We start from the raw sequence: 21,909 nt of genomic DNA, 5'->3' as shown, positions 1-21,909 counted from the left end.
CAGCGCAACCTCTTTACGACGACATCATACTGGATCCTGGCACCATTTTTTCAGGCCATTCGCCTACCCCATCGCCGGCGGCTTTGCACTTCCCCCGTCCTTCGTTGAGCCGTCCGCCTGCCCTGATCGTAAGCTGTTGTGATTGTGTTCGATATGCCGCTGAAAGCCCAGTTGCGCCGCCATCTGCGCAAACCCTTGATTGCCATCGCCAATACCATCGATCCGCTCTACGTCGATGTGTACCGCGTCATCAACCGGTATCCCGGCGCCATTCCGCCGCTCGAAAACCGGCGACGGATCGGTGGCGGCTCCATCGGGAAATTTATCGGCGCCGGCCTGCGGTGTTATCTGCCGATCAAGGAAGCGCTGGCTACCCATCTGGAACCGCCGGCGTGCGAGCGCGTCGTGTTGGACTTCGGCGCCGGCGTGGGGCGCACGCTGCAGTACACGGCGCGCGAATTCAAGCACCTGCACGCTACCGATGTCGACGCCACGGCGATTGCCTATCTGAAACGCGCCTTTCCGGATGTCGTCGTGTCAGTGAACGACTATACGCCGCCGCTCGATTACCCTGGCGGCTTCTTCGACGCGATTTATTCTGTCTCATTGTGGACGCATCTCCCGCTTCGGGACCAATTTATGTGGCTGAAGGAGTTGTACCGCCTCGTAAAACCCGGCGGCATCGTCCTGATCACGACGCACGGCCTTCGCGGCCTGGCCTCGCTGCGCCGCAAGTCCGAGCAGTGGGCGGGGGTATCGGACGCCGAACTCGAGAAGTACGGGACGATGTACAAGGAATATCCGGACTTCGACACGAACATCGCGCATCATCCCGGAGTAACGTCGAGCTACGGCATGTCCGCGCATTCGCCGGCGTACATCCGGCGTGTGTGGTCGCGGCTTTTCGAAGTGCTCGAGATCCGGGAGGGCGTCATCGACAACGTGCAGGACCTCGTCGTCCTGCGCAAGCGCGATCCGCGCCGCATGTATCAACACCGTCTGGAAAGCGGTCGACCTCGGTACGCGCTTTCCGACTGAAAAAGGCTCTTCTACCTCAACATGTCCGCCTCCCCAGCACCGACCCTATCGATATGGACCCCGCGTGACGATGCGCGCGCCCTGTGGTTGCGGGGACTGGTGTTCATGATCGTGCTGCTGCAGCTGAACCAGCGGCCGGCGATGCTCCAGGCGATCGGCGAGGTGATTTTTCTCGCCGCGTTCGGGTGCATGGCGCTGTTCGTCCTGCTCCGGTATCCGTTCACGATCACCCCGCGGAAGCGTTCGTTCATCCTGCTGAGCGGGCTGTTCTGTTTTTACCTGCTCGTGCAGGGGATCATCCTGCAGACGGGCGTCTCGATCCCGACGATCAACAACCTGATCTTCATCATGATGTCGGCGCTGGTCGTCCTCTTCGTAAACGCGGAGAACTGGACGGTCATGCTCAAGGCCTTCATCTACCCCGTCCTCGCCTTCAGCATCTCGTACGCGATCACGGCGGTCCTGCTGCTGGGCCTGGGCCGGCCGCTGCCGAGCCTCGCCATCGCCTCGTTCACGCTGGCGCAGGTCCAGTCGCACTACGACATGACGATCTACTTCCCGTTTTCGCCGGCGCTGGGGCTGGGCGACGTCAAAGCGCTCGGGTTTTCGCTGGCCCGCGCGACGGGGTATTACCGCGAGCCCGGCATCTACCAGATCCTGGTCTCGATGAGCTTCTTCGGGTTGAACTACCTCGACATCCGGTACAAGCGGATGTGGAAGACGCTCCTGCTCTTCAGCCTGCTCTTCACGTTCTCGACGGCCGGCTTCGGCGCGTTCATCGCCACGGCGTTCTGCTACTACGTGCTGGCCGGGCAGGGCGAGGGGAAGCGCGCTCGCTGGTGGGCCTCCCTGGCCGGCGCGGCGGCGCTGGTGCCGCTCGTGCTGTGGTTTGTGTTCACCGACAAGTCGTTCGGGTTGCTCCGCAAGCTCCAGTTCGCCTCGGGCACGGTGCGGGTGGAGCGGGCGTCCAACGCGATGGCCTACCTGATCGATCGCCCGCTCGTCGGCGGCGGGTACATGAACGCGGACATCTCGAGCATCAACTTCATGAGCGTCGTCGGGCAGATCGGCGCGATCGGCGTGCTGCTGTTCGCCGTCCTCGTGATCGTGCCGAACTGGAATTTGCTCAAACGGCGGGACCCTGTGCTGGTTTTGCTGGTTCCTGTGTTCCTGACCATGCTTTTCTCCCAGCCGCTTTTCGACAAGCCGCTATTCTTTCTTACGCTGGCGCTCGTCGCCGCCTATCCGCGTGACGCCACGCCGTCGCGGCCGCGCTGGTTGAAGCCGGCGCCTGCATCCTCATGAGTCCGATCCGGTTTTCGATCATCACGGTCACGTTCAACGCCGCCGCCACGCTCGAGCGCACGCTCCGCAGCGTGCTGCGCCAGACGCCCCCGCACGATATCGAGTATCTGATCGTGGACGGCGGCTCGAAAGACGGTACCCTCGACCTCGTGCGGCGTTACGCGGACCGGCTCGCCGGCTGGACGTCCGAGCCCGACCGCGGCATCTACGACGCCATGAACAAGGGCATCGCCCGCGCCACGGGGGACTGGGTGGGCCTCGTCAATGCCGACGACTGGCTCGCGCCGGACGCGCTCTCGACCGTCGCCGAGGCGGTCGCCCGGCGCCCGGATGCCGGCGTCATCGTGGGCGGACTCGTGCGCGTGACGGAGGACGGGGCGATGGGCACGGTGGTGCCGCCGCCGGCCCGCTTTTCGTGCCTCCAGCCCAACAATCACCCCGCCACGTTCGTCCGCCGCGACGTGTACGAACGCCTCGGCGGCTTCGATCTGCGGTACGCGATCTCGGCGGACCTCGAGTTCATCCTCCGCGCGCAGCGCGCCCCGGATGTCCACGTGGAGACCATTCCGACCGTGCTCGCCTACATGACATCCGGCGGGGCCTCTTACGGTTTTTCCGGGGTGATGGAGGCCTGCTCGATCGAGCGCACGTATTTCGGCGCCGGCAACGCGACGCGCCTGTTTATCCGCAAGATGGTCCAGAAATCCAGAGCCCTCGCGCTCAAGGGGCTGCTGCCCGCCTCCGCCTTCGAGCGTCTCCAGCGCGTCTGGTGGCAGCAGCGCCACGCCACCGCCTATCCCCTTTCCGAGGACGAACGATGCGTGTGAGCCATGCCGGCCCGCCGCACGAGTAGCCTATGTCTGATCCTTTGCACACCGACGACGCGCCGCGCGTCCTGTTCATGGGGCCGCTGCCGCCGCCCATCGGGGGGTACGTCTCGCTCTTCGTCGCGCTGCTCGCCGCCTGGAAGACGCGGACGGGCGCCGAGCCTTCCGTCGTGAACACCTCGCCGGGCCGCGTCAAAAGCCACCCGGGCATCGGCAACGTCTACGACGTGATGCGCGGGTTTCAGATCGCGATCAAGCTGTTCGAGGCCGCGCGCTCGCACGATGCCGTGGTGTTCGTCACCACGACGGGGCTTTTCCAGCGGATGATGCCGGTGATCCGGTTTGTCCGGCGCCGATTCGATATCCCGTTTTTCCTCTGGTTCAGCGGGGGCGTGGTGCACGATGTCATCCGCGCGTTGCCGCCGGCACGGCAGCGCCGGCTGCTGGCCGATCTGGGCGAGATCGACGGCGTGATCGTCGAAACGGGCCAGGTGCTGGCCGGCATGCGCGGACTGGGGCTGGAGCGCGTCATCGCGATCCCGAATCCGCGCGTCGTCGACCGCGACGCGTTGCCGGCGCCCCGGAGCCATCCCGCATCCCCCGATGGCCTGCGGCTCGTCTTTTTCAGCCGCATTGTGGAGGACAAGGGGATTTTTGTCTTGCTCGACGCCGTGCGGCGTCTTGCGTCCGAGGGCGTGGCGCTGGCGCTGGATATCTACGGCACCATCGACCCCGAGTACACGATGGCGTTCGAGGTGGCCTGCCGCGACACGCCCGGGGCGCGGTACCGCGGCGTCCATCAGGGCGACGCGCCGGCGCTGCTTTCGAGCTACGACGCGGTGGTGCTGCCGACGTGGTTTCCCCGCGAAGGCCACCCCGGCGTGCTCGTCGAGGCCATGATGGCCGGCGTGCCCGTCATCACCACGCGGCACATGGCCATTCCGGAGCTGGTCGACGACGGTGAGAACGGCGTGCTGGTGGCGCCGAACGATGTGGCGTCGCTCGCTGACGGCATCCGCCGGATGGCGGCCGACCCGGAGGCCCGCTTCGCGATGGGCGCCGCGCACCGGCGCCGGCTCACGCGGCACGACGCCGGCGAAGCGGCTGGCAAGCTTCTTGAACAGATCGATCGTGCGCGGAGTGTGAGGGCGCTCGCGGGCAGATAAACGTCACGGCAGTACGGTGCGGGCCATGGAGCCGGCGCCTCATTCGGCATGAGAATCCTCTTTATCGGAAATAATTTCCCACCGGAAACGGCGCCGCTCGCCCAGCGCCTGTTCGAACATGGCCGTCAGTGGGTCGATGACGGACTGGATGTCACGGTGATGACGGATGTGCCGAATTTCCCCGAAGGGGTCGTGTACGAAGGCTACCGCAACCGCTACACCCGGGAGACGATGGCCTGCATCGACGTGGTGCGCGTGCCGCTTTACGTGACGAAAAACGCCGGCACCCTGAAGCGCATCGCGAGCTTTATCAGCTTCATGCTTTCGGTCATCTGGTACAGCCGCAAGGTGGAGGAGCGGCCCGATGTGGTGGTCGCCAGCTCGCCCCAGTTTTTTTCGGCGATAGCCGGCCTGTTCGTCGCGCGGTTCAAGCGGGCGCCGTACGTGCTGGAGATCCGGGACCTGTGGCCGGAATCGATCGTCGCGGTCGACGCGATGTCCCGCAATGCCGTCATCCGGTTTTTTGAGCGCATCGAGGCGTATCTGTACCGCAAGGCGGATCATATCGTGGTGGTGACGAACGCCTTCAAACGCTTCATCGTGAACAAGGGCATCGACGGCGGCAAGATCACGGTGCTGAAAAACGGCGCCGACCTGGAGGCGTACGGCCGGCCGCTCGACGCGGACGAGCTGGATCGGATACGCACGGAGTTCGATCTGCACGGGAAGTTCGTCGCCTCGTACATCGGCACGATCGGGATGGCGCATCGCGCCGACCTGCTGCTCGAAGCGGCGCAGCGGTGCACGGATCCCGACATCGTCTTCCTGGTGATGGGCACCGGGGCCGAGCGGGAAGCGCTGGAAGCGCGCCAGGCCGAGCTTCAGCTGCCGAATTTTCGTCTGATCGCGAAACAGCCCAAGGAACGCGTCGCCTATTTTCTGGCGTTGACCGACGTCAGCGTGGTGCATCTCAAGGCTACGCCGCTCTTCCGAACCGTGATTCCTTCGAAGCTGTTCGAGGCGATGGCGATGAAAAAGCCGATCCTGCTGGGCGTCGAGGGTGAGTCCCGCGAGCTGGTGGAGGAGGCCGACGCCGGCATCGCGTTCACGCCCGAGGATGCGGACGGATTGCTCGCCGGCGTGGAGCGGCTCCGCCGCGATGCCGCGTTGTACCGCCGCCTCGCCGAACACGGACACGCCTACGTCCATGCGCATCACGACCGTCGCGTGCTGGCCCGGCGCTATGCCGAACTGCTGGCCGATGTCGCCGGCGTGGACATCGGCGCGCCGGTCGAAGTCGCCTGAGTTTCCCTGTACGCTCCCCATATGCGCCGGCTCAGGGCCAACCTGACCGCCTGCGAACCAGCCAACCTGTAACCCGTCACCTTTCCATGAAAGTTTTTAATGTTGTCGGCGCCCGTCCCAATTTCATGAAAATCGGTCCGCTGCACCGCGCATTCGAGCAAAACGGCGCGTTTGAGTCGATCATCGTCCACACCGGGCAGCATTACGACGAGCGGATGAGCGACGTATTCTTCACGCAGCTCCAGCTGCCGGAACCCGATATTTATCTGGGGGTGGGAAGCGGGTCCCACGCGGCGCAGACCGCGCGCATCATGATCGCGTTCGAGGGCGCGCTGATCGAGCACAGGCCCGATCTGGTGCTCGTCGTGGGCGACGTAAATTCGACGGTGGCGTGTACCCTGGTGGCGGCGAAGAGCGGCGTGCCGGTGGCGCACGTGGAAGCCGGCCTGCGGAGCGGCGATCGGACGATGCCCGAAGAGATCAACCGCATCGTGACGGACAGCATCTCCGATTATCTGTTCGTCACGGAGCAGAGCGGGCTGGATCACCTCCGCCGCGAAGGCATTGCCGACGAGAAGGTATTTATGGTCGGGAATGTCATGATCGATTCGCTTGTCCATTTCAGGGAGACCGCCGCCGCGAGTCCGATCCTGCAGGATCTGGGGCTCCGCCGGCGCCATTACGCCCTGATGACGATGCACCGGCCGTCGAATGTCGACGACGAGCAGCAGCTGGCCCTCGTGGTGGAGAGCATCGAGCTGCTGTGCGCCGTGCTGCCGGTCGTGATGCCGATGCATCCGCGGACGCGGAGCCGGCTCGAGGCCGCCGGCCTGATGCGTCGGCTGGACGCGCTGTCCAATCTGGTGCTCACCGAACCCCTGGGTTACCTGGAGTTCTTGCGTCTGATGGACAACGCGTCGCTGGTCGTTACGGACTCGGGCGGAGTGCAGGAGGAGACGACCTTCCTCCAGATTCCGTGTCTTACGCTGCGCGAAAATACCGAGCGCCCGGTGACGATCGAACTGGGCACCAACGAATTGCTTCCGCTGGATCCGCGGGTTCTGCGTCGTCGGGTGGACGCGATCCTGACCGGCGATGTCAAACAGGGGCGCATCCCGCCCCTGTGGGACGGCAACGCGGCGACGCGCATCGTCGATGCGCTGGAGCAGGTGCTTCGGCCCGTCGCCACGTGAACCGCTGTTCGGGCGCGATCCGGTCGGAAAAAACGTACCTGTTACGGAAGATTTGACCCCGGGAAGCCGGCGTAGGGGCGTGTCCGTCGCACCGGTGTACAAAGGGATACCCTTTCGTACCACGGCGCAAAATAGGCCCGATACTTGATTGACGGCATGCGCGCTATAGGGAAGGATACCGATCCGGGCGCCGGCTATCGATAAAAATGGGGCGTTTTTGACCTGTTCTTTTAATCCTATCCTTATTTCCGCGATACCCTAACAGGTGCTACGAATTCACAACAACCTTCGTGTTGGGATTGCTGGGGTGTCGTCTGTCTAAAGCGCGTGCGCTTGCTAGCTCGTCGGCGAGCCGACTACACTCGACAGTCAATACGAATCTCAAAAATACTGATCATGAGATGTCTTATCACCGGAGGCGCCGGGTTTATTGGAAGTCACCTGGCTGACTACCTGATAGCCCAGGGACATTATGTGCATATCATAGACAATCTGTCGACAGGTCGCCTGGAAAACGTGGATCACCTGTTGCATCACGAGCGATTCGAGTCGACGATTGCCGACATCCTGGATTACGAGGAACTCGAGAAGCACGTCGCCCGCTGCGATCAGATTTACCACCTCGCGGCCGCCGTCGGCGTCCGGCTCATCATGGAGCAGCCGGTGGAGACGATCGTCACGAACGTGCGCGGCACCGAGAACGTCCTCATGCTCGCCAGCCAGTATCGCAAGAAGGTGCTGGTCGCGTCGACTTCCGAAGTGTACGGCAAGTTGATGGAGAACCGGGGCGACATCGAGCAGCTCAGCGAAACGGACGACCTGACGATCGGGTCGACGTCCAAGCGCCGCTGGGCCTATGCCTGCTCGAAGACCATCGACGAATTTCTCGCGCTGGCGTATGCCGACGAGAAGAAGCTCCCGGTCGTCATCACCCGTTTCTTCAACACCGTGGGCCCGCGCCAGACTGGCCGCTACGGGATGGTGATTCCCAATTTTGTGCAGCGCGCCGTAGCCGGCGAACCGATCCAGGTATACGGCGACGGCGAGCAGTCGCGTTGCTTCACCTATGTGGGGGATGCCGTCCGCGCCATCGTTCAGCTGATGCAGACGCCGGCGGCGGAAGGCGAGGTGTTCAACATCGGCGGCAGCGAGGAGATCACGATCAATGCGCTGGCCGAGCGCGTCCGGCAGCTCGCCGGCAGCGATTCGCCCATCGAACACGTGCCCTACGAACAGACGTACGGCCCCGGATTCGAGGACATGCGCCGCCGCACGCCGAACATCGCCAAGCTGCGCGCCGCCATCGGCTATGCGCCCTCGTACACGACCGACGATATTCTGGTCGATGTGATCCGCCACTTCCAGCAGGCGGGTAAAACCAAACCGTCCCACGCCCCTGTCGCGGCGTCGTCGAAAGAGCCGGCTGCCAAGCAGCACGCCGGCGCCACGATGACGCCCGTCGAGCTCTAGGATGGCCGCTCATTCACCCGTTAATCCGTGAGAGTGACCTGAAGATGCTGCCCGACGCTCTGTTGCCCGCCGGACTGACCTGGTCGACCTGGCCCTGGTTCAGCGGTATTGCCGCGTTCCTCGTGACGATCCTCGCTACGCCGGCCGTCATCCGCCTTGCGCACGCGCGCAAGTGGGTGGCGCAGCCCAAGGCGGACCGCTGGCACGAGAAGCCTACGGCGTTGATGGGCGGGATCGCGTTGTACGCCGGTGCGGGCGTTTGCCTGCTCGGTCTGGCGGTATTTTCACTCCCCTGGTCGATCTGGATCGGCGCGACCCTCATGTTCGTCACCGGCCTGGTGGACGATCTGATCAACATCCGGCCGGCGACCAAGCTCGTCGCCCAGGTGCTGGCCGCGGGCGTGCTGGTGATCGACGGCTTCTCGTTCGGCGTGGGTTGGCCGGCGTGGGTGGGCATCCCGGTGACGTTCCTCTGGCTCATCGGCATCACGAACGCGCTCAATCTGCTCGACAACATGGACGGCCTCGCCGCCGGCATCGCGGGCATCGCGGCCATGATCCTCGCGCTGTTTTCGAGCATCTCGGGAGATCTGGTCGGGTTCAGCGCCTCGATGGCGGTGACGGGCGCCGCGGCCGGCTTCCTGGTCTTCAACTTCAAGCCGGCGCGCATCTTCATGGGCGACAGCGGCAGCCTCTTTCTCGGCTACATGATCGCCGCCATGAGCCTGGTCGCCCAGTCGCATGCCGCCACGGAAGCGTCCTCCATCGCGATCACGCTTGTCAGCGTGCTCGTCATGGCGATCCCGATCTTCGATACGACGCTCGTGACCATCGTCCGCAAGATGTCCGGCCGGGCGGTGTCCCAGGGCGGGCGCGATCACAGCTCGCACCGGCTCGTCTTCCTCGGCTTGTCGGAGCGGCGGGCCGTGCTCACGCTGTACGGCATCAGCCTGCTGTTCGGCCTGACGGCGCTGACCGTCCAGTACGCCGACGTCCATGTGTTTTATGCCCTGATGATCGTGCTCGGCGTCTCGCTGGCCGTGTTCGGGGTCTTCCTCGCCAGTGTGGATGTGTACGGGGCGCGCGAGGAACTCGGGTTTTTCTCGACGCGCGCCTACGTGCTCAGCGACCGGTTTTTCGCCGTGCTCCACACGGTCTTCGGGCGCAACTGGAAGGCGTCGTTCGGCGTCGCGACCGACCTGCTGCTGATCGTCGCCGCGTATTTCCTGGCGCACATGCTGCGTTTCGAGGACGGCATCGGCTCGATGGCACTGGCCGAGATGAGCCGGGCGCTCCCGGTCGTGATCGTCGCCAAGATCAGCGTGTTTTATCTGCTGGGGCTGTACAACAGCATCTGGCGGCACGCCGGCGCGCCCGAACTGGTGCGCACCGCCACGGCGTCGCTCGCGGCATCGCTCGCGGCGTATGTCGCCGTGCGCTGGCTGTCCGCCTCCGCCCCCTTCACCCCCGCCGTCGCCGTGATCGACGGCATGATCACCACGTTTTTTGTTGCGGCCGTGCGGTTTGGTTTTCGCGGGCTGCGACACTACCTCTCGTCCAAGCGCGAAGCCGGCAAGCGGGTGCTGCTCTACGGGGCAGGCGACGCCGGCATGATGACACTTCGCGAACTCAGACAGAACGCCGACCTCGGCCTCGTGCCGATCGGTTTTATCGACGACGATCCCCGCAAGCACGGCATGATGATGCAAGGCATCCCGGTCGTGGGCTCCTTTCGGGATCTCGAACGTATCATCTCGGCAAAAAGGCCAGAAGCCGTGCTGATCACCGCACACCGGATGACCCATGCGCGTAAGGCCGAGATCTGCACCGCGTGCACCGATCTCGGTGTTGAGTGCCGGGTTTCGCAGCTCAGCTTTCGGACGCTTGCCGAGCAAGCAAATCACACGACCGCTGTCGATTTCTGATTCGACGGCACCCGCGGAGGTCTCACCAGCTTCCGTTTGACATCATCTCTTGGTCTAAACTACAGGTTCGAGGTATTATCTATGCCTGCGAAAATCGCCGAATACTCGCCCTCCACTGTATCCTTACCGAAAATGGGTCACGCCCGAGATCTCTGGGAAAAAATCGAAACCAAGCAGGCGCGTATCGGGGTTGTGGGCCTTGGATACGTCGGCCTGCCGCTGGCGGTCGAATACGCGCAACGCGGGTTTTCGACGCTCGGCATCGATCTGAATCGCGAACGGGTGTTGCGGCTCAACGCCGGCTCGAACTACATCCAGGACATCCCCGACGAGCAGATTGCCGCCATCGTGGAGAACGGCTCCTTCATCGCGGAGGACGACTTCTCGGCCGCCGCCAGCGTCGATGTGTTCTTCATCTGCGTCCCGACGCCGGTCACCGAACACAAGGATCCCGACACGTCGTACATCGCGTCCGCCTCGGAGGCCATCGCGAAGCATATCCGCCCCGGCCAGCTGGTCATCCTGAAGAGCACGACCTATCCGGACACGACGGAAGGGCTCGTCAAGCCGATCCTCGAACGCGAGGCTGCCAAACAGGGGCTCCAGCTCGGGCGCGACTTTTTCCTGGCCTTCAGCCCGGAACGCATCGACCCCGGCAATACGCAGTTTACGACGGCCAACACGCCGATCGTAGTGGGCGGCGTGACCCAGGCCTGCACCGAAGTGGCCTGTTTCGCGATGAAGCAGGTGGTGGCGCATGTGCACCCGGTATCGAGCCCGAAAGTGGCCGAGATGGAAAAGCTGCTCGAAAACACGTTCCGCTCGGTCAATATCGCCCTCGTCAACGAACTCGCGCGTCTGTGCGACCGGATGGGCGGCATCTCGATCTGGGAAGTCATCGAGGCCGCGGCGACGAAGCCGTTCGGCTTCATGCCCTTTTTCCCGGGCCCGGGTCTCGGCGGCCACTGCATCCCCATTGACCCGTACTACCTCTCGTGGCTGGCCCGCCGGTACGACTTCGAGACGAGCTTCATCACGCTCTCGGCGCGCATCAACGAGGAGATGCCGTTCTACGTGCTCGACGCCGTGATCCGTTGCCTGGCGCACCAGCCTGTGCGCATGGAAGATGCGAAAGTGCTCATCATGGGCGTCGCGTTCAAGAAGGACGTGGACGACACCCGGCATTCGCCGGCGCTCAAGGTGATCGAGCTGCTCCACAACAAGGGCATCACGAACATCGACTACACCGACCCGCATGTCGAGACGCTGCGCGTCGAGACGGGCAAGACGGTGCTCGACCTGAAGTCGGTGCCGCTCTCGGAGTCGATGCTGCAGAAGTACCACACGGTGGTGATCCTCACGCAGCACAGCGCTTTCCCGTACGCGATGATCGCCGAAAACGCCCGCGCCATCGTCGATACCCGCAACGCGATGCAGCACATCCCGCATAACCGCGAGAAGGTGATGCTGCTGGGCGGCGGAGAATTCTAGGACGGGCCGTCGTGGAACGTGAAATGGGGTTCTGCCGGTCACTCGCGTCCGGCAGAACCCCATTTTTTATGGATTACGACGATCGACCGGTCCCCATCGAAAACCATCCCGCCACCTCGTCGGCGTCGTAGCGGTCGTCCTTGTGGAGGAATTCGTTCCGGGAGCAGACGTACGTGTAGTCGCCCTTCCATTCGTCGATCCGCATCACGATCGTTTCGATGGCGTCGAGGATGTAGACGAGCTGGGCGTCGGTCAGGGTGGGATGCAGCGAGAGGCGCACCCAGCCGGGTTTGGCGGACAGGTCGTGGTGGTTGAGGATCTGGTCGAGGATGGCGTTGGACGTGTCCTCGTCGAGGTGCAGCAGGTAGTGGCCGTAGGTGCCGGCGCAGGAGCAGCCTCCGCGGACCTGGATCCCGAACCGGTCGTTGAGCAGGCGGACGATGAGGTTGTAGTGGATGCCTTCGACGTAGAACGAGACGACGCCGAGGCGGTGTATGTGCGCATCGGCGAGGATATGCAGGCCGGGAATCTCGCGGAGCCGGCGGAAGGTGGTTTCCAGCAGTTCCTCCTCACGGGCGCGCATCGCCGCCGTGCCCATCGCCTCCTTCAGCCGGATGGCGAGCGCGGCGCGTATGGTCTGCAGAAACGCCGGCGTGCCGCCGTCCTCGCGGGCCTCGATGTCGTCGATAAAGCTGTGGACGCCCCAGGGGTTGGTCCAGTTGACCGTGCCGCCGCCGGGCTGGTCCGGAACGCGGTTGTGATACAGGCGCTTGTTGAAGATCAGCACGCCGGGCGTGCCGGGGCCGCCGAGAAATTTGTGCGGCGAAAAAAACACCGCGTCGAGCTGCTCCATCGGGTCGGCCGGGTGCATGTCGATATCGACATAGGGCGCCGAGGCGGCGAAGTCCACGAAACAGTACCCGTTGTGCTCGTGCATGATGCGCGCGAGTTCGTGGTACGGCGTCGTGATGCCCGTGACGTTCGAGCAGGCGGTGAACGAGCCGATCAGGAGCGGACGATCGGCATAGTCGCGGATGATGTGGCGCAGCGAGTCGGGGTTGACGAGCCCGTCCTCCCGGGCCGGCATCACCACCACGTCGGCCAGGGACTCGAGCCAGGACGTGTGGTTCGAGTGATGCTCCATGTGCGTAACGAAGACGACGGGGCGTTCGGCGGGCGCGAGGCGGATGCGCGACTGCATGAGGTCCGGCACGCGAAGGCCGAGGATGCGCTGGAACTTGCTGATGGCGCCGGTCATGCCCGACCCCACCATGATGATCGCATCGTCCGGGCCGGCGTGGACATGGGCCTTGATGAGGCGCTGCGCCTCATGGTAGGCGCGGGTCATCGTCGTTCCCGTGACGCTCGCTTCCGTATGGGTATTGCCGACCATCGGGCCGAACAGGGCCGTCATGCGGTCCTCGATGGGCTGGTAGAGCCGTCCGCTGGCGATCCAGTCCGCATACACGAGCGGCTGGTTGCCGTAGGCCGACTCGAACCGGGCGTCGTAGCCGACGATGCCCTGGCGGAAGGGCTCGAAGTGCGCCTCCAGCGACGAGGCGGTTCGGGGCGCTTCCAGGGTTTGCGATGCAGAATGCGGCATAACGTGCGGTGGCCTGTGGCTGAAGGGCGCGGAAAAGGGGGCGCTCAGGGCGCTATCGGAACGCAAGATACGTACGACGGACGTGCTTCGCGTGCGCGGATGAGCGACGGAGCTATGCGTCTTTCGTTTCAATGCGCGTGTCGCGGGGAATATCCGGCGCGCCGGCGACCCGGTTCGGGCACAATTGCTGCTACGAAGGGGAGGCGACGCCCGCCCATGCGCCCAAGCATCGGGAATCATGATGGATCGTCACGCGTTTAGAGGCGGCGCTCGCATATCCATGCCGCATTCTCATCCGGTTGTTCGCCCTTCGTGGTCGTTCTTTTCTGCCGCGTGCCGGCTTGCACGGCGACGCCGGATGCCAGATGTTTTTGCCTGACGTCGTGCGCGGAGCGCGCCGTTTGCAGGCCTCGTTCGGCGGCGAACCGCCGCCTACATCCAGTCTACCCGTTCATGGCGATTACGCACATCATCGACGACGCCGAAGCCCTCGCGGAGTGGGATCGATTCCAGATGGAGTCGCCCCGCGGGCATTATCTCCAGCTGTCTTCCTGGCTGAAGAGCTTCAGCCGGTACGGCTTCGACGCGCACATCATCGCCGAGCGGGACGCCGCGAGCGGGCGCATCGCCGGCGGCATCGGCATGCTCCGGTTTGGCCGGCCGCCGTTTACGCTGATGTCGGTGCCGATGGGGCCCACGGTGGATAGCGACCGCGAAGACGCGGTGGCGCCGCTGCTCGACGAGGCGCTGCGGTATGCGCGGGAAGAAGGCGCCTTTTTGCTTCAGATCAAGTACCCGCACGCCGATGCCCATGCGGATCCGGCCCTGCTGGAACGGATCGAGCGGCCCTCCGGCATGCTGCCGCGCGCCGGCTTCCCGTTCAACCTCGTTTCCGCCCCGAACCAGCTCCTCTGGATCCCCTTCGACACCCTCCCGGCCGGCGACGGCTGGCAGGATGCCCTCTTCGAACAGTTCAACAGCGGCACCCGCCGCAACATCCGGAAGGCGGAAAAGAGCGGACTCGTCCTCTCGGAAGCCCGCACCGAGGCGGAGTTGCAGGCAGCCTACGCGCTGATCGAGCAAAACGGCGTCGAACAGGGCTACAGCACGCGGACGTGGGAGCAGTTCGGCACGACGCTCGTCGAGCAGGTGAACAAGGGCGAGGCCGTGGTGCTTGTGGCCACCCGGGAGGGGGAGCCGCTGGGCACGCATTACGGCGTGGTCGCCGGCCGGCGCTACAGCTATATCATGGGTGGCACCGTGCGCACCGAGCCGGATTACAAGGTCGGCCACTTTCTGCACTGGAACGCCATCCAGCGCGCCCACGCGATGGGGTTGCGCGGGTACGACTTCACCTCGGGCGGCAGCCCGGGCGTCATGCGGTTCAAACTGGGTTTTTCCCCGACGCACGTCCCGTTCGTCGAGCCCGACTATGTCGTCCTCTCGCCGGTGCGGTTTGCCGTGTTCTCGCGCGTCTATCCGTTCCTCCAACGTCACAAATCGTCCGTCGCCCGCGTCGCCTCGCGGCTGCTCGGGCGGCAGACCGCCTGAGCCGATGGAACACCGCAACGCACCCTTCAGCGCCGCGCCCCGGCCGGAGGTCCGGGCGACGATCACGCGCCCGGAGGGCTCCGCCGCCGTCGACGTCGCTGTCGACGTGGCCCCGCTGTCGCTCCGCACCCAGCAGTACCGGTTCCTGCTCGACACGTCGGATGCCGCCCTCGAGCGGGTGGACCTCACGGTGTTCATCCCCTGCGACCGGGCGTTCAGCCTGACGGCCGAGCGGACGCTGTCGCAGCTGCACGACGCCGTCGTCCCGCCGTTTCCGGTGGGCTGTTTTCTGGTCGTCGTGCGCGAGGGCGCTACCTGGCAGGTCGACCTGCCGCGCTGCCCGCAGATGCAGTTCCGCCCCGTGTCCGGCGGCGTCGAAGCCGTCTGCGTGGCGCTCGACAAACGGGGCGCCGGGCTGCATTTCTGGGGGATGGAGAAGCTGGCGACGCACGCCGGCTCGCTCGACCTCGAGGTGCGGATCCATGCCATCCCCGAGGTGGAAGACTGCGTCTGGGTCGAACCCTATCCCAACGGCGCGCTCGCGGCCATCTGCCTGACCGATCATGCCGACTGGGACAGCGCCGAAAAGATGCGGCTCCTGGCCGACCTCTTCGAGCCGCATGGATTCCGGCTGACCAAGACGGTTTTCCCGGCGAGCGATCCCGGCGACCATCCGTACGGTCTAGGGCTCGACGACCCGGCGTATCGCCGGCAGATCGACCGGCTCCATGCGCAGGGGACCGAGATCGCCTATCATTCGTTTTCGCCTTCCCGCCGGCCGCCGCCCATCGAGGCATGCCGCGCCCGCATCGACGTGATGCGTGCTTACGACGCGGTCACCTGGATCGACCATAGCGTGGGGGATTACCTGCTCTCGCGCACGGGCCGGCTTCCCGGGGGGGAAGACCTGGTGGCGCTGTTGAGCGAGGCCGGCGTCGTCAACTACTGGTCCTACAGCGACACGTGGGAGAACCCATCGACGAACCTGGACATCTGGGCGGTTCGGCCTCCCGGCGACGCCTACCGGGACGCGATGGCGCTGGCGTCGCGCAAGGAACGGAAGGGGCCGGCGCAGCTGGCCTATCTGGCCACGATTCCGGTCAAGAATGGCTGCGGCCCCGTGCAGTACAAGGCGGTGGCGCGCAATCCGCTCAGCCCGGGAGCCTGGAGCCGGTTGCTCGCGTACCGGAAGGCCCTGCGGCGCTACCATGCGTCCCCGATGGCGCTTTACGATTTCGGGGGGCAGTCCGTCTTGACCCGTTCCTCCACACACTGGATATTCGACACCGTCCTCGTGAATCATCTCGCCATCCAGCTCGCGACGGAGAGCCTCGAAGATCTGGTCCGCAGGAACGGCTTGCTGCTCGGTCACTGCTACGTGGGGTCGATGCCGTCCTATGGCGGCAGCAACGTGTTCGTGGGCACGGACGATGCGCCGGCGATCCATCCCCGTTTCGCCGAGGCCGTCGCCGAGATCGGCCGGCGCCAGCGCATCGGCGAAATCGTCGCGCTGCCGTTCAACGCGCTGCGCGCCTCGCTCGACGCGTTCGCCAGGACGCGCCTCGTCCATACCGACGAGGGCTGGTCGGCGGAGGGAGGCGGGCTGGCGTTCGCCGGCCGCCGCAATCCGCGTTTCGAAGGCGCGACGCTCTCCCGCAGAGGCGACGTCATTCTGGCCACCCTGCCTGCAGACCAGGCTTTGCAACCGGAACAGAACCCATCATGAGTGCCTCGTTTTTGAAAGGCTTGCGGCGTCTGCGCAGGATGACGCCGGCCAGCGCGTTCCGCCTGCTGCTGTTTCGGCCTATCGATTTTTTACTCTACGAGACGACGAACCCCCTCGATGAGGTGGCGGCCGTTGGGGAACAGCCCGAGATCAAGGTCTTCGCCGGCAGCGCGCCGCCGCCGCTGGCCTCCCGGATGAACGAGCGCAAGATCGCCTACGCCATCTTCGATCAGGGCCGGCTCGTGCACGAGAGCTGGGTGTCCTTCGATACGCTTCTGCCCTCCCAGTTCGGCTTCGATCCCGAGATCCCGGTCATCGGCGATTGCGCCACCGACGCCTCGTACCGCGGCCGCCGCATCTATCCCTATGTCATCAGCCGCATACCGGCGGACCTCGCGACGCGGGGTATCGGCCCCTCCGCCTACGTGCTCGTCGCCCCGGACAACGAGGCCTCGATCCGCGGCATCGAGCGCGCCGGCTACGTGAAGCGCGCGCGGATGCGCGGCTGGCGGGTGCTGGGTTTCATGATGGCGCGCAAGATCACGCGCTACGCCGAGACCGACTCAGCGCCGCAGGAAAATCCCCGCTGAATACGCCGGCGCCGACAGGATATTTTGCCCCCTCGTGGCCCCTTCCACCGACGCCGAAAAGCCCACGCCGCCCCGGATCGCCACCGCCGCTTCGAACGCATAAACCAGATACCGCTGGTTGTTGCCGTAGAGCCCGCCGGTGCCGCCGGTCGTCGCCGCGTCGCCGTTGCGCAATGGCTCCAGACCCCGCAGTTTCGCGATCAGCGTGAGTCGTCCGGCCACCGTATACCCCGCTTCGGCATCGTACCGAAACTCGTCCGAAAAGCCTTTCGTGCGGTTGTTCATGCCGGCCTGGACGGCGACGTAGGCCGGCGCGGGATAAAACGAATGCCCGATCCCGACGGAGAGGTACTGATTGAACTCGCCATCGCCCGTGTAGAGACCGTTCGGCTGGGTATGATCCCCCAGCGGCAGGCCGGCCATCAGGCTGGCGCTGGCCACCGTGTTGCCGATCTGAAAAAGCCCCAGGCGTATGCCGACATCGGCATCGGCGACGCGCGTCGTGGCGGCGCCGTCGAAAAACACGGCGCCCGTCTCCCGACCGATCTGTCGATTCAGGGTGAGCCGCTGGAGAAAGGGGATGTAGGCGACGGCGGTCAGGCGGTCCGACACGCCGTATTCGCCGTAGAGGCTGAAGGTGTAGTCGGACAGCGTGGGGATGGCGATGCGCGTGCCGTCGGGCTCGAAGTAGTTGGTGGCGCGGACGAACCCGAAGCCGAACTTGTAGAATCCCTGGCCTTTGCGCTGCGTCCACGGGCCGGCGGACGCCGGCACGGACGCCACGAGGCTGGCGAGGAGGACGAAACCGATGATGCGATACATGGGCATGGATGTCAGATCAGGCGCGCGAAGCCGAAGGTCACGTTGAAGGGGAGGCAGTGGATGATCACGTAATCGTAGTCGGTAATGCGGATGTTGGGCGGGAGGGCGTACGTCTGGGTGCCGGCGGTGGCCTTGAGCCGGCCCACCTGCAGGCTCGTCGCCGTCACCGCGCTGCTTGTGGAGAGGTAGACATACAGATCCGGACCGCTGCTGCTGGCGAAATTGTCGCCGAAGCGGAGCTGGAGCCCGCCTTCCGGTCTGGGCTCGAGGATGGCGAGGCCGCCCACGTTGTAGCTCGTGCCTTCCCGCGCCTGGAACGAGCCGTTCCGGGCCGGAGCGAGAACCCGCAGGCGCGCCGGCGCGCTCTCGACGCCGTCCACCGTGGCCACAATCGTTGTCTCTCCCGTGCCCAGGGTGCGCGCGTTGCCGCCGAGGTCGATCTCGGCGATGGCGGCGTCGCGGGTGCGCCACGCGACCGTGCGGCCGGCGAGCGGCTGGTCGAGGACATTGAGCACCACGGCCGTGTACCGGATGCCGCCGCCTACCGTCACGCTCGTGTCGGAGGGCGTCACGAGCACCTGCGCCACGGCGTTCGGGTCGCCCACGACGGTGAGCAGCGCCTCGGCGCTCGCTACGCCGCCGGCGGTCGCGACGATGCGCGTCTGGCCAGCGCCGAGGCCTGTCGCCACGCCGTCTGCGCCGATGGACGCCACGTCGGGGTCGGAGACGGACCAGCCGATGGGCGCCGGCGACATCGTTCCGGTGCTGTCGAAGTAGACGGCTTCGTACCTGACTTGGTCGCCTACCACGATGGCTTCCGAAACCGGGGTAAGCGCGATGTACGGATCGACGAATTCCAGCCGCTCGTCGAGCAGGTCCGTGCCGATGCAGCCGGCGAGGAGGCCGACCGGGATCAGCCCGGCGAGGCAGCGTCTGAGAAGGCGGGATGTTCTGGGCATACGGCGATGGATGGCGAAACGGATGGGCCAAGCATACGGCATCCGCGGCCGCAATGAATCACAAAACCATAACATCCGCGGCCCTGGAAGAACTGCCGGCTGGTGGTGGCGGAATGGACCGCCGCAGCCTCAGAGCCGCTGGTTGACGACGTTGTTGTAGATCGAACCGAACGTGAACCGCAGGCCGGCGTCGACCGAGAACGAGAAGTTGGTGGCGAGCTGGCGCCGGCGGAGCAGCACCTCTTCGAGCGTGGCGCCGCCGGCGGACAGAAAGAGCTGATCGTGGATGATCTCGGTCTGGACGCCCACGAACAGCGACAGGCCTCTCGTGATGCGGAGGTCGGCCACCGCCTCGATTTCGATGCTGTTTTTGGTCAGGTCGTGGAGGAACTGGTTGGCCTCGACCTGCGCGAAGATCTCGCCCCAGGGCTGGACGAAGTCGGCCTGGATGCGGAGGCTGTGGAAACCGAGGGTCTCGGAGGAGCGGCCGAAGAGGGTTTCCTCGAAATACGTGTAGTGCTGGACGCCGGCGAAATACGCGATGGCCAGCACGCGGCGGTCGGATTCGAGCCACGGGTACAGGTTGTATTCGATGGCCGGCGCGATGCTCGCCTGCAGCTTGAGGTTGCTGAACGTGGTCGAGCCGATCTCGCCGATGAGGCCGGTAGACCATCGCGCGTTGAGGCTTTTGACGGCGGTATAGTCGCTGTCGAACTCGCGCGAGGTGCTGACGATGGTTTCCTCGTCGCTCTCGAAGCGATCCTGCTGGATTTCCATGTCGAAATCGATGATGGTCTTCCATGCCTCCGTGATGCGCGAGAGGCGGGCGCCGCCCTCGAAGCCGATTTCCTTCTGGCTTTCCTCGGCCTCGACCGCGCCGCCGGCGTCGATGCGGATTACCCAGTGGTTCCAGGGATCGGTGACGGGTTCGATCTCGACGGCGGTCGTGCCGGGCTCGAAATCGATATGGAACTGGCCGGCGATCGGCGTCTGGGATAGATACGGCAGGGCGCCCATCCGGATGACCTGGGCCAGGCCCTCCCGGCGCTGGTCGTCGGTTTCCGCCTGGGAGGCCGTATGGCGCAGCGTCTGGTCGATCCCCTCGAAACGCTCGCGGCCTTCAAAATTGAGCACATACGACCGGCCGCCGGCCGCGGTCTGCTGCGACGTCACCAGGACGTAGATCTCGGCATCGGCCTGGTCGCGCACATGGTTGACGAAATTAAGCTCGCGCCGAAGGTAGTTGCCGTCGCAGGCGTCGCAATCCAGAAAGATCGTTGGTAGCGTCTGGGCGAAGCCCTGCGAGGTCAGCAGGAGTGTGAGGACGAAGAGGCAACAGGTGGCGCGGGGATCAAGCATGAGTCCGGGATTGGGCTGCGAGAGGCGGTTGGTTTTAGTACCCGTATCGGGGATGGAGTAACCGCCGGCAGGATGAAGCGCTCACGGGTCGAGCGGAGCGAGCGGGAATAGCGGGCTGGGCGTGCGTGCGGCGGCCATCAGGGAGTCGAACCGGGCGACGAGGTCGGGATGATCGGCCGAGACGTCGGTGGTTTCGCCGATGTCGTCCTCGAGGTTGTAGAGTTCGATATGGAGCGGGTCCGGGTTGTCCTTCACTCGCATCTGCTGGCGGACCGCCTTCCAGGGTCCCATGCGGGCGACCTGCTGTCCGCCGTAGTCGGGGAATTCCCAGTAGAGCAGGTCGTGCTCAGGCTGCCCGGCCGGGTCGGCCAGGAGGGTGGGGGCGAAGCTGATGCCGTCGATCCCCGCCGGCGCGTGCGTGCCGGCGAGGTCGGCCAGCGTGGGCATCACGTCCCAGAAGGCGGAGAGGTGGTCGGAGACCGATCCGGCGGCGATCTTGCCGGGCCAGCGCGCGATGAGAGGGACGCGGATCCCCCCCTCGTAGAGGCTGCCCTTCAGCCCGCGAAACGGGCCAGCGGAATGGAAGTAGTCGGAATCGGAGCCGCCGAGCCGGTCGTAGGTCGGTCCGTTGTCCGAACTGAAAAAGACGACGGTGTTTTCGTCCAGGCCGAGTTCCTTCAGCAGGGCCATGATGTCGCCGATGCCGCGGTCGAGATGGGTGACCATGGCGGCATAGCCGGCGCGCGGGGCCGGGTGCTGCAGGTAGGCCGTGTGCTGGTAGGGGGCTTCCTCGATGAGGCCGGCGTAGGCCGCCACCTCTTCCTCCGGCGCCTGGATGGAGAGGTGGGGGACGGTGAACGGCATGTAGAGGAAAAACGGGCGGTCCCGGTTTTCGCGGATGAAGGCGAGCCCTTCCTCGATGAAGCGGTCCTGCGAATACGTGGCCCCGGTGAGGGTGCGGTCGTTGCCGGGGAGGATCTCCTTGCGGTCGTTGCGCCAGAGGAATTTCGGGTAGTGGTTGTGGGCGTGGCGCTGGCAGTAGTAGCCGTAGAAGAGGTCGAATCCCTGGCGCGTGGCGTCGCCCGTGGTGCCCACGTGGCCGAGCCCCCATTTGCCGATGGCGGCGGTGGCGTAGCCGCCGGCCCTGAGCATCTCGGCGATGGTGAACTCCTCGTCCGGTATGGGATATTGCCCCGGGAATTCCCACCCGTAGCGCGCCTTGAGGGAGTCCAGGCCTTTCGGGTCGCCGTTGTCGCGGATGAAGGCGTGGCCGGCGTGTTTCCCGGTCATCAGGACGGAGCGGGACGGGGCGCAGACGGCGTTGCCGGCGTAGTGCTGCGTGAAGCGCATGCCTTCGGCGGCCATGCGATCGAGGTTGGGGGTTCGGATGATCTGCTGCCCGTAGCTGCCGAGTTCCGCGTAGCCGAGGTCGTCGGCCAGCAGGAAGACGATATTAGGTGGGCGCTGCGGGGGCGCCGGCGCGCATCGAAGCGAAACGAGGGCGATGCAGAACACAAGGCGGGAAGCCAGTCGATACATGGCGCGAGTCGGGCTGGAAGACAACGGGAAGATTCTTTGG

17 protein-coding genes are annotated in these 21,909 nt (G+C 65.1%); 12 read left to right on the top strand and 5 right to left on the bottom strand.

All coding sequences use genetic code 11. From position 1 onward, the window contains the following. Positions 1-138: 138 nt before the first annotated feature. The 9 genes from R2834_03510 to R2834_03470 all read left to right on the top strand — a co-directional run bounded on the left by R2834_03510 (position 139) and on the right by R2834_03470 (position 11,720). Positions 139-1,038, top strand: coding sequence for a class I SAM-dependent methyltransferase (locus R2834_03510; GenBank protein ID MEZ4699375.1), 900 nt, complete (start codon positions 139-141; stop codon positions 1,036-1,038). 21 nt (positions 1,039-1,059) lie between these two features. Next, complete coding sequence (locus tag R2834_03505; protein MEZ4699374.1) at positions 1,060-2,343, top strand: hypothetical protein; 1,284 nt, start codon at positions 1,060-1,062, stop codon at positions 2,341-2,343. Continuing rightward, complete coding sequence (locus R2834_03500; GenBank protein ID MEZ4699373.1) at positions 2,340-3,170, top strand: glycosyltransferase family 2 protein; 831 nt, start codon at positions 2,340-2,342, stop codon at positions 3,168-3,170. Before R2834_03505 ends, R2834_03500 begins: the two co-directional genes overlap by 4 nt. A 29-nt stretch (positions 3,171-3,199) precedes the next feature. After that, positions 3,200-4,336, top strand: coding sequence for a glycosyltransferase family 4 protein (locus R2834_03495; protein MEZ4699372.1), 1,137 nt, complete (start codon positions 3,200-3,202; stop codon positions 4,334-4,336). Positions 4,337-4,384: 48 nt separating this feature from the next. Further along, the gene (locus tag R2834_03490; protein MEZ4699371.1) at positions 4,385-5,641 is read left to right on the top strand and encodes a glycosyltransferase family 4 protein; all 1,257 of its coding nucleotides are present in this window, start codon (positions 4,385-4,387) and stop codon (positions 5,639-5,641) included. Positions 5,642-5,727: 86 nt separating this feature from the next. Further along, complete coding sequence (gene wecB / locus R2834_03485) at positions 5,728-6,834, top strand: UDP-N-acetylglucosamine 2-epimerase (non-hydrolyzing) (GenBank protein MEZ4699370.1); 1,107 nt, start codon at positions 5,728-5,730, stop codon at positions 6,832-6,834. Positions 6,835-7,230: 396 nt separating this feature from the next. After that, positions 7,231-8,304: a GDP-mannose 4,6-dehydratase gene (locus R2834_03480; protein ID MEZ4699369.1), complete on the top strand. Its 1,074-nt coding sequence runs from the start codon at positions 7,231-7,233 to the stop codon at positions 8,302-8,304. 44 nt (positions 8,305-8,348) lie between these two features. Further along, positions 8,349-10,229, top strand: a complete 1,881-nt coding sequence (locus R2834_03475; protein ID MEZ4699368.1) for a hypothetical protein — start codon at positions 8,349-8,351, stop codon at positions 10,227-10,229. A 132-nt stretch (positions 10,230-10,361) separates the two neighbouring features. Next, complete coding sequence (locus tag R2834_03470; GenBank protein MEZ4699367.1) at positions 10,362-11,720, top strand: nucleotide sugar dehydrogenase; 1,359 nt, start codon at positions 10,362-10,364, stop codon at positions 11,718-11,720. A 73-nt stretch (positions 11,721-11,793) separates the two neighbouring features. Here the strand turns inward: R2834_03470 and R2834_03465 are convergent, their stop codons facing one another. After that, positions 11,794-13,323: an aminotransferase class V-fold PLP-dependent enzyme gene (locus R2834_03465; GenBank protein MEZ4699366.1), complete on the bottom strand. Its 1,530-nt coding sequence runs from the start codon at positions 13,321-13,323 to the stop codon at positions 11,794-11,796. Between the two features lie 453 nt (positions 13,324-13,776). On the opposite strand from R2834_03465, the gene R2834_03460 reads away from it, so the two are divergent. From R2834_03460 to R2834_03450, 3 genes are read left to right on the top strand one after another with little or no spacing between them, the layout of a single operon-like run. Next, positions 13,777-14,874 (top strand): GNAT family N-acetyltransferase, encoded by a 1,098-nt coding sequence (locus tag R2834_03460; GenBank protein ID MEZ4699365.1) that lies wholly within the window; start codon positions 13,777-13,779, stop codon positions 14,872-14,874. A 4-nt stretch (positions 14,875-14,878) separates the two neighbouring features. Then, positions 14,879-16,600 (top strand): hypothetical protein, encoded by a 1,722-nt coding sequence (locus R2834_03455; GenBank protein ID MEZ4699364.1) that lies wholly within the window; start codon positions 14,879-14,881, stop codon positions 16,598-16,600. After that, the gene (locus R2834_03450; protein MEZ4699363.1) at positions 16,597-17,190 is read left to right on the top strand and encodes a hypothetical protein; all 594 of its coding nucleotides are present in this window, start codon (positions 16,597-16,599) and stop codon (positions 17,188-17,190) included. Before R2834_03455 ends, R2834_03450 begins: the two co-directional genes overlap by 4 nt. Here the strand turns inward: R2834_03450 and R2834_03445 are convergent. From R2834_03445 to R2834_03430, 4 genes are all read right to left on the bottom strand, one after another. Then, positions 17,164-18,012, bottom strand: a complete 849-nt coding sequence (locus R2834_03445; GenBank protein ID MEZ4699362.1) for a hypothetical protein — start codon at positions 18,010-18,012, stop codon at positions 17,164-17,166. The two genes, R2834_03450 and R2834_03445, sit on opposite strands and share 27 nt — an antisense overlap. Positions 18,013-18,023: 11 nt before the next feature. Beyond that, entirely contained in the window at positions 18,024-18,971 is a 948-nt protein-coding gene (locus R2834_03440) for a DM13 domain-containing protein (protein ID MEZ4699361.1), read from the bottom strand. 129 nt (positions 18,972-19,100) lie between these two features. Next, on the bottom strand, positions 19,101-20,330 hold the full coding sequence (locus tag R2834_03435; GenBank protein ID MEZ4699360.1) for a hypothetical protein: 1,230 nt from the start codon (positions 20,328-20,330) through the stop codon (positions 19,101-19,103). 81 nt (positions 20,331-20,411) lie between these two features. Next, on the bottom strand, positions 20,412-21,869 hold the full coding sequence (locus tag R2834_03430; protein MEZ4699359.1) for an arylsulfatase: 1,458 nt from the start codon (positions 21,867-21,869) through the stop codon (positions 20,412-20,414). Between the last annotated feature and the right edge of the window lie 40 nt (positions 21,870-21,909).

It is taken from the genome of Rhodothermales bacterium (assembly GCA_041391505.1).
Classification (GTDB): domain Bacteria; phylum Bacteroidota; class Rhodothermia; order Rhodothermales; family JAHQVL01; genus JAWKNW01.
The sequence above is the reverse complement of the archived record's forward strand: the minus strand, read 5'-3'. Positions and strand labels throughout refer to the sequence as shown.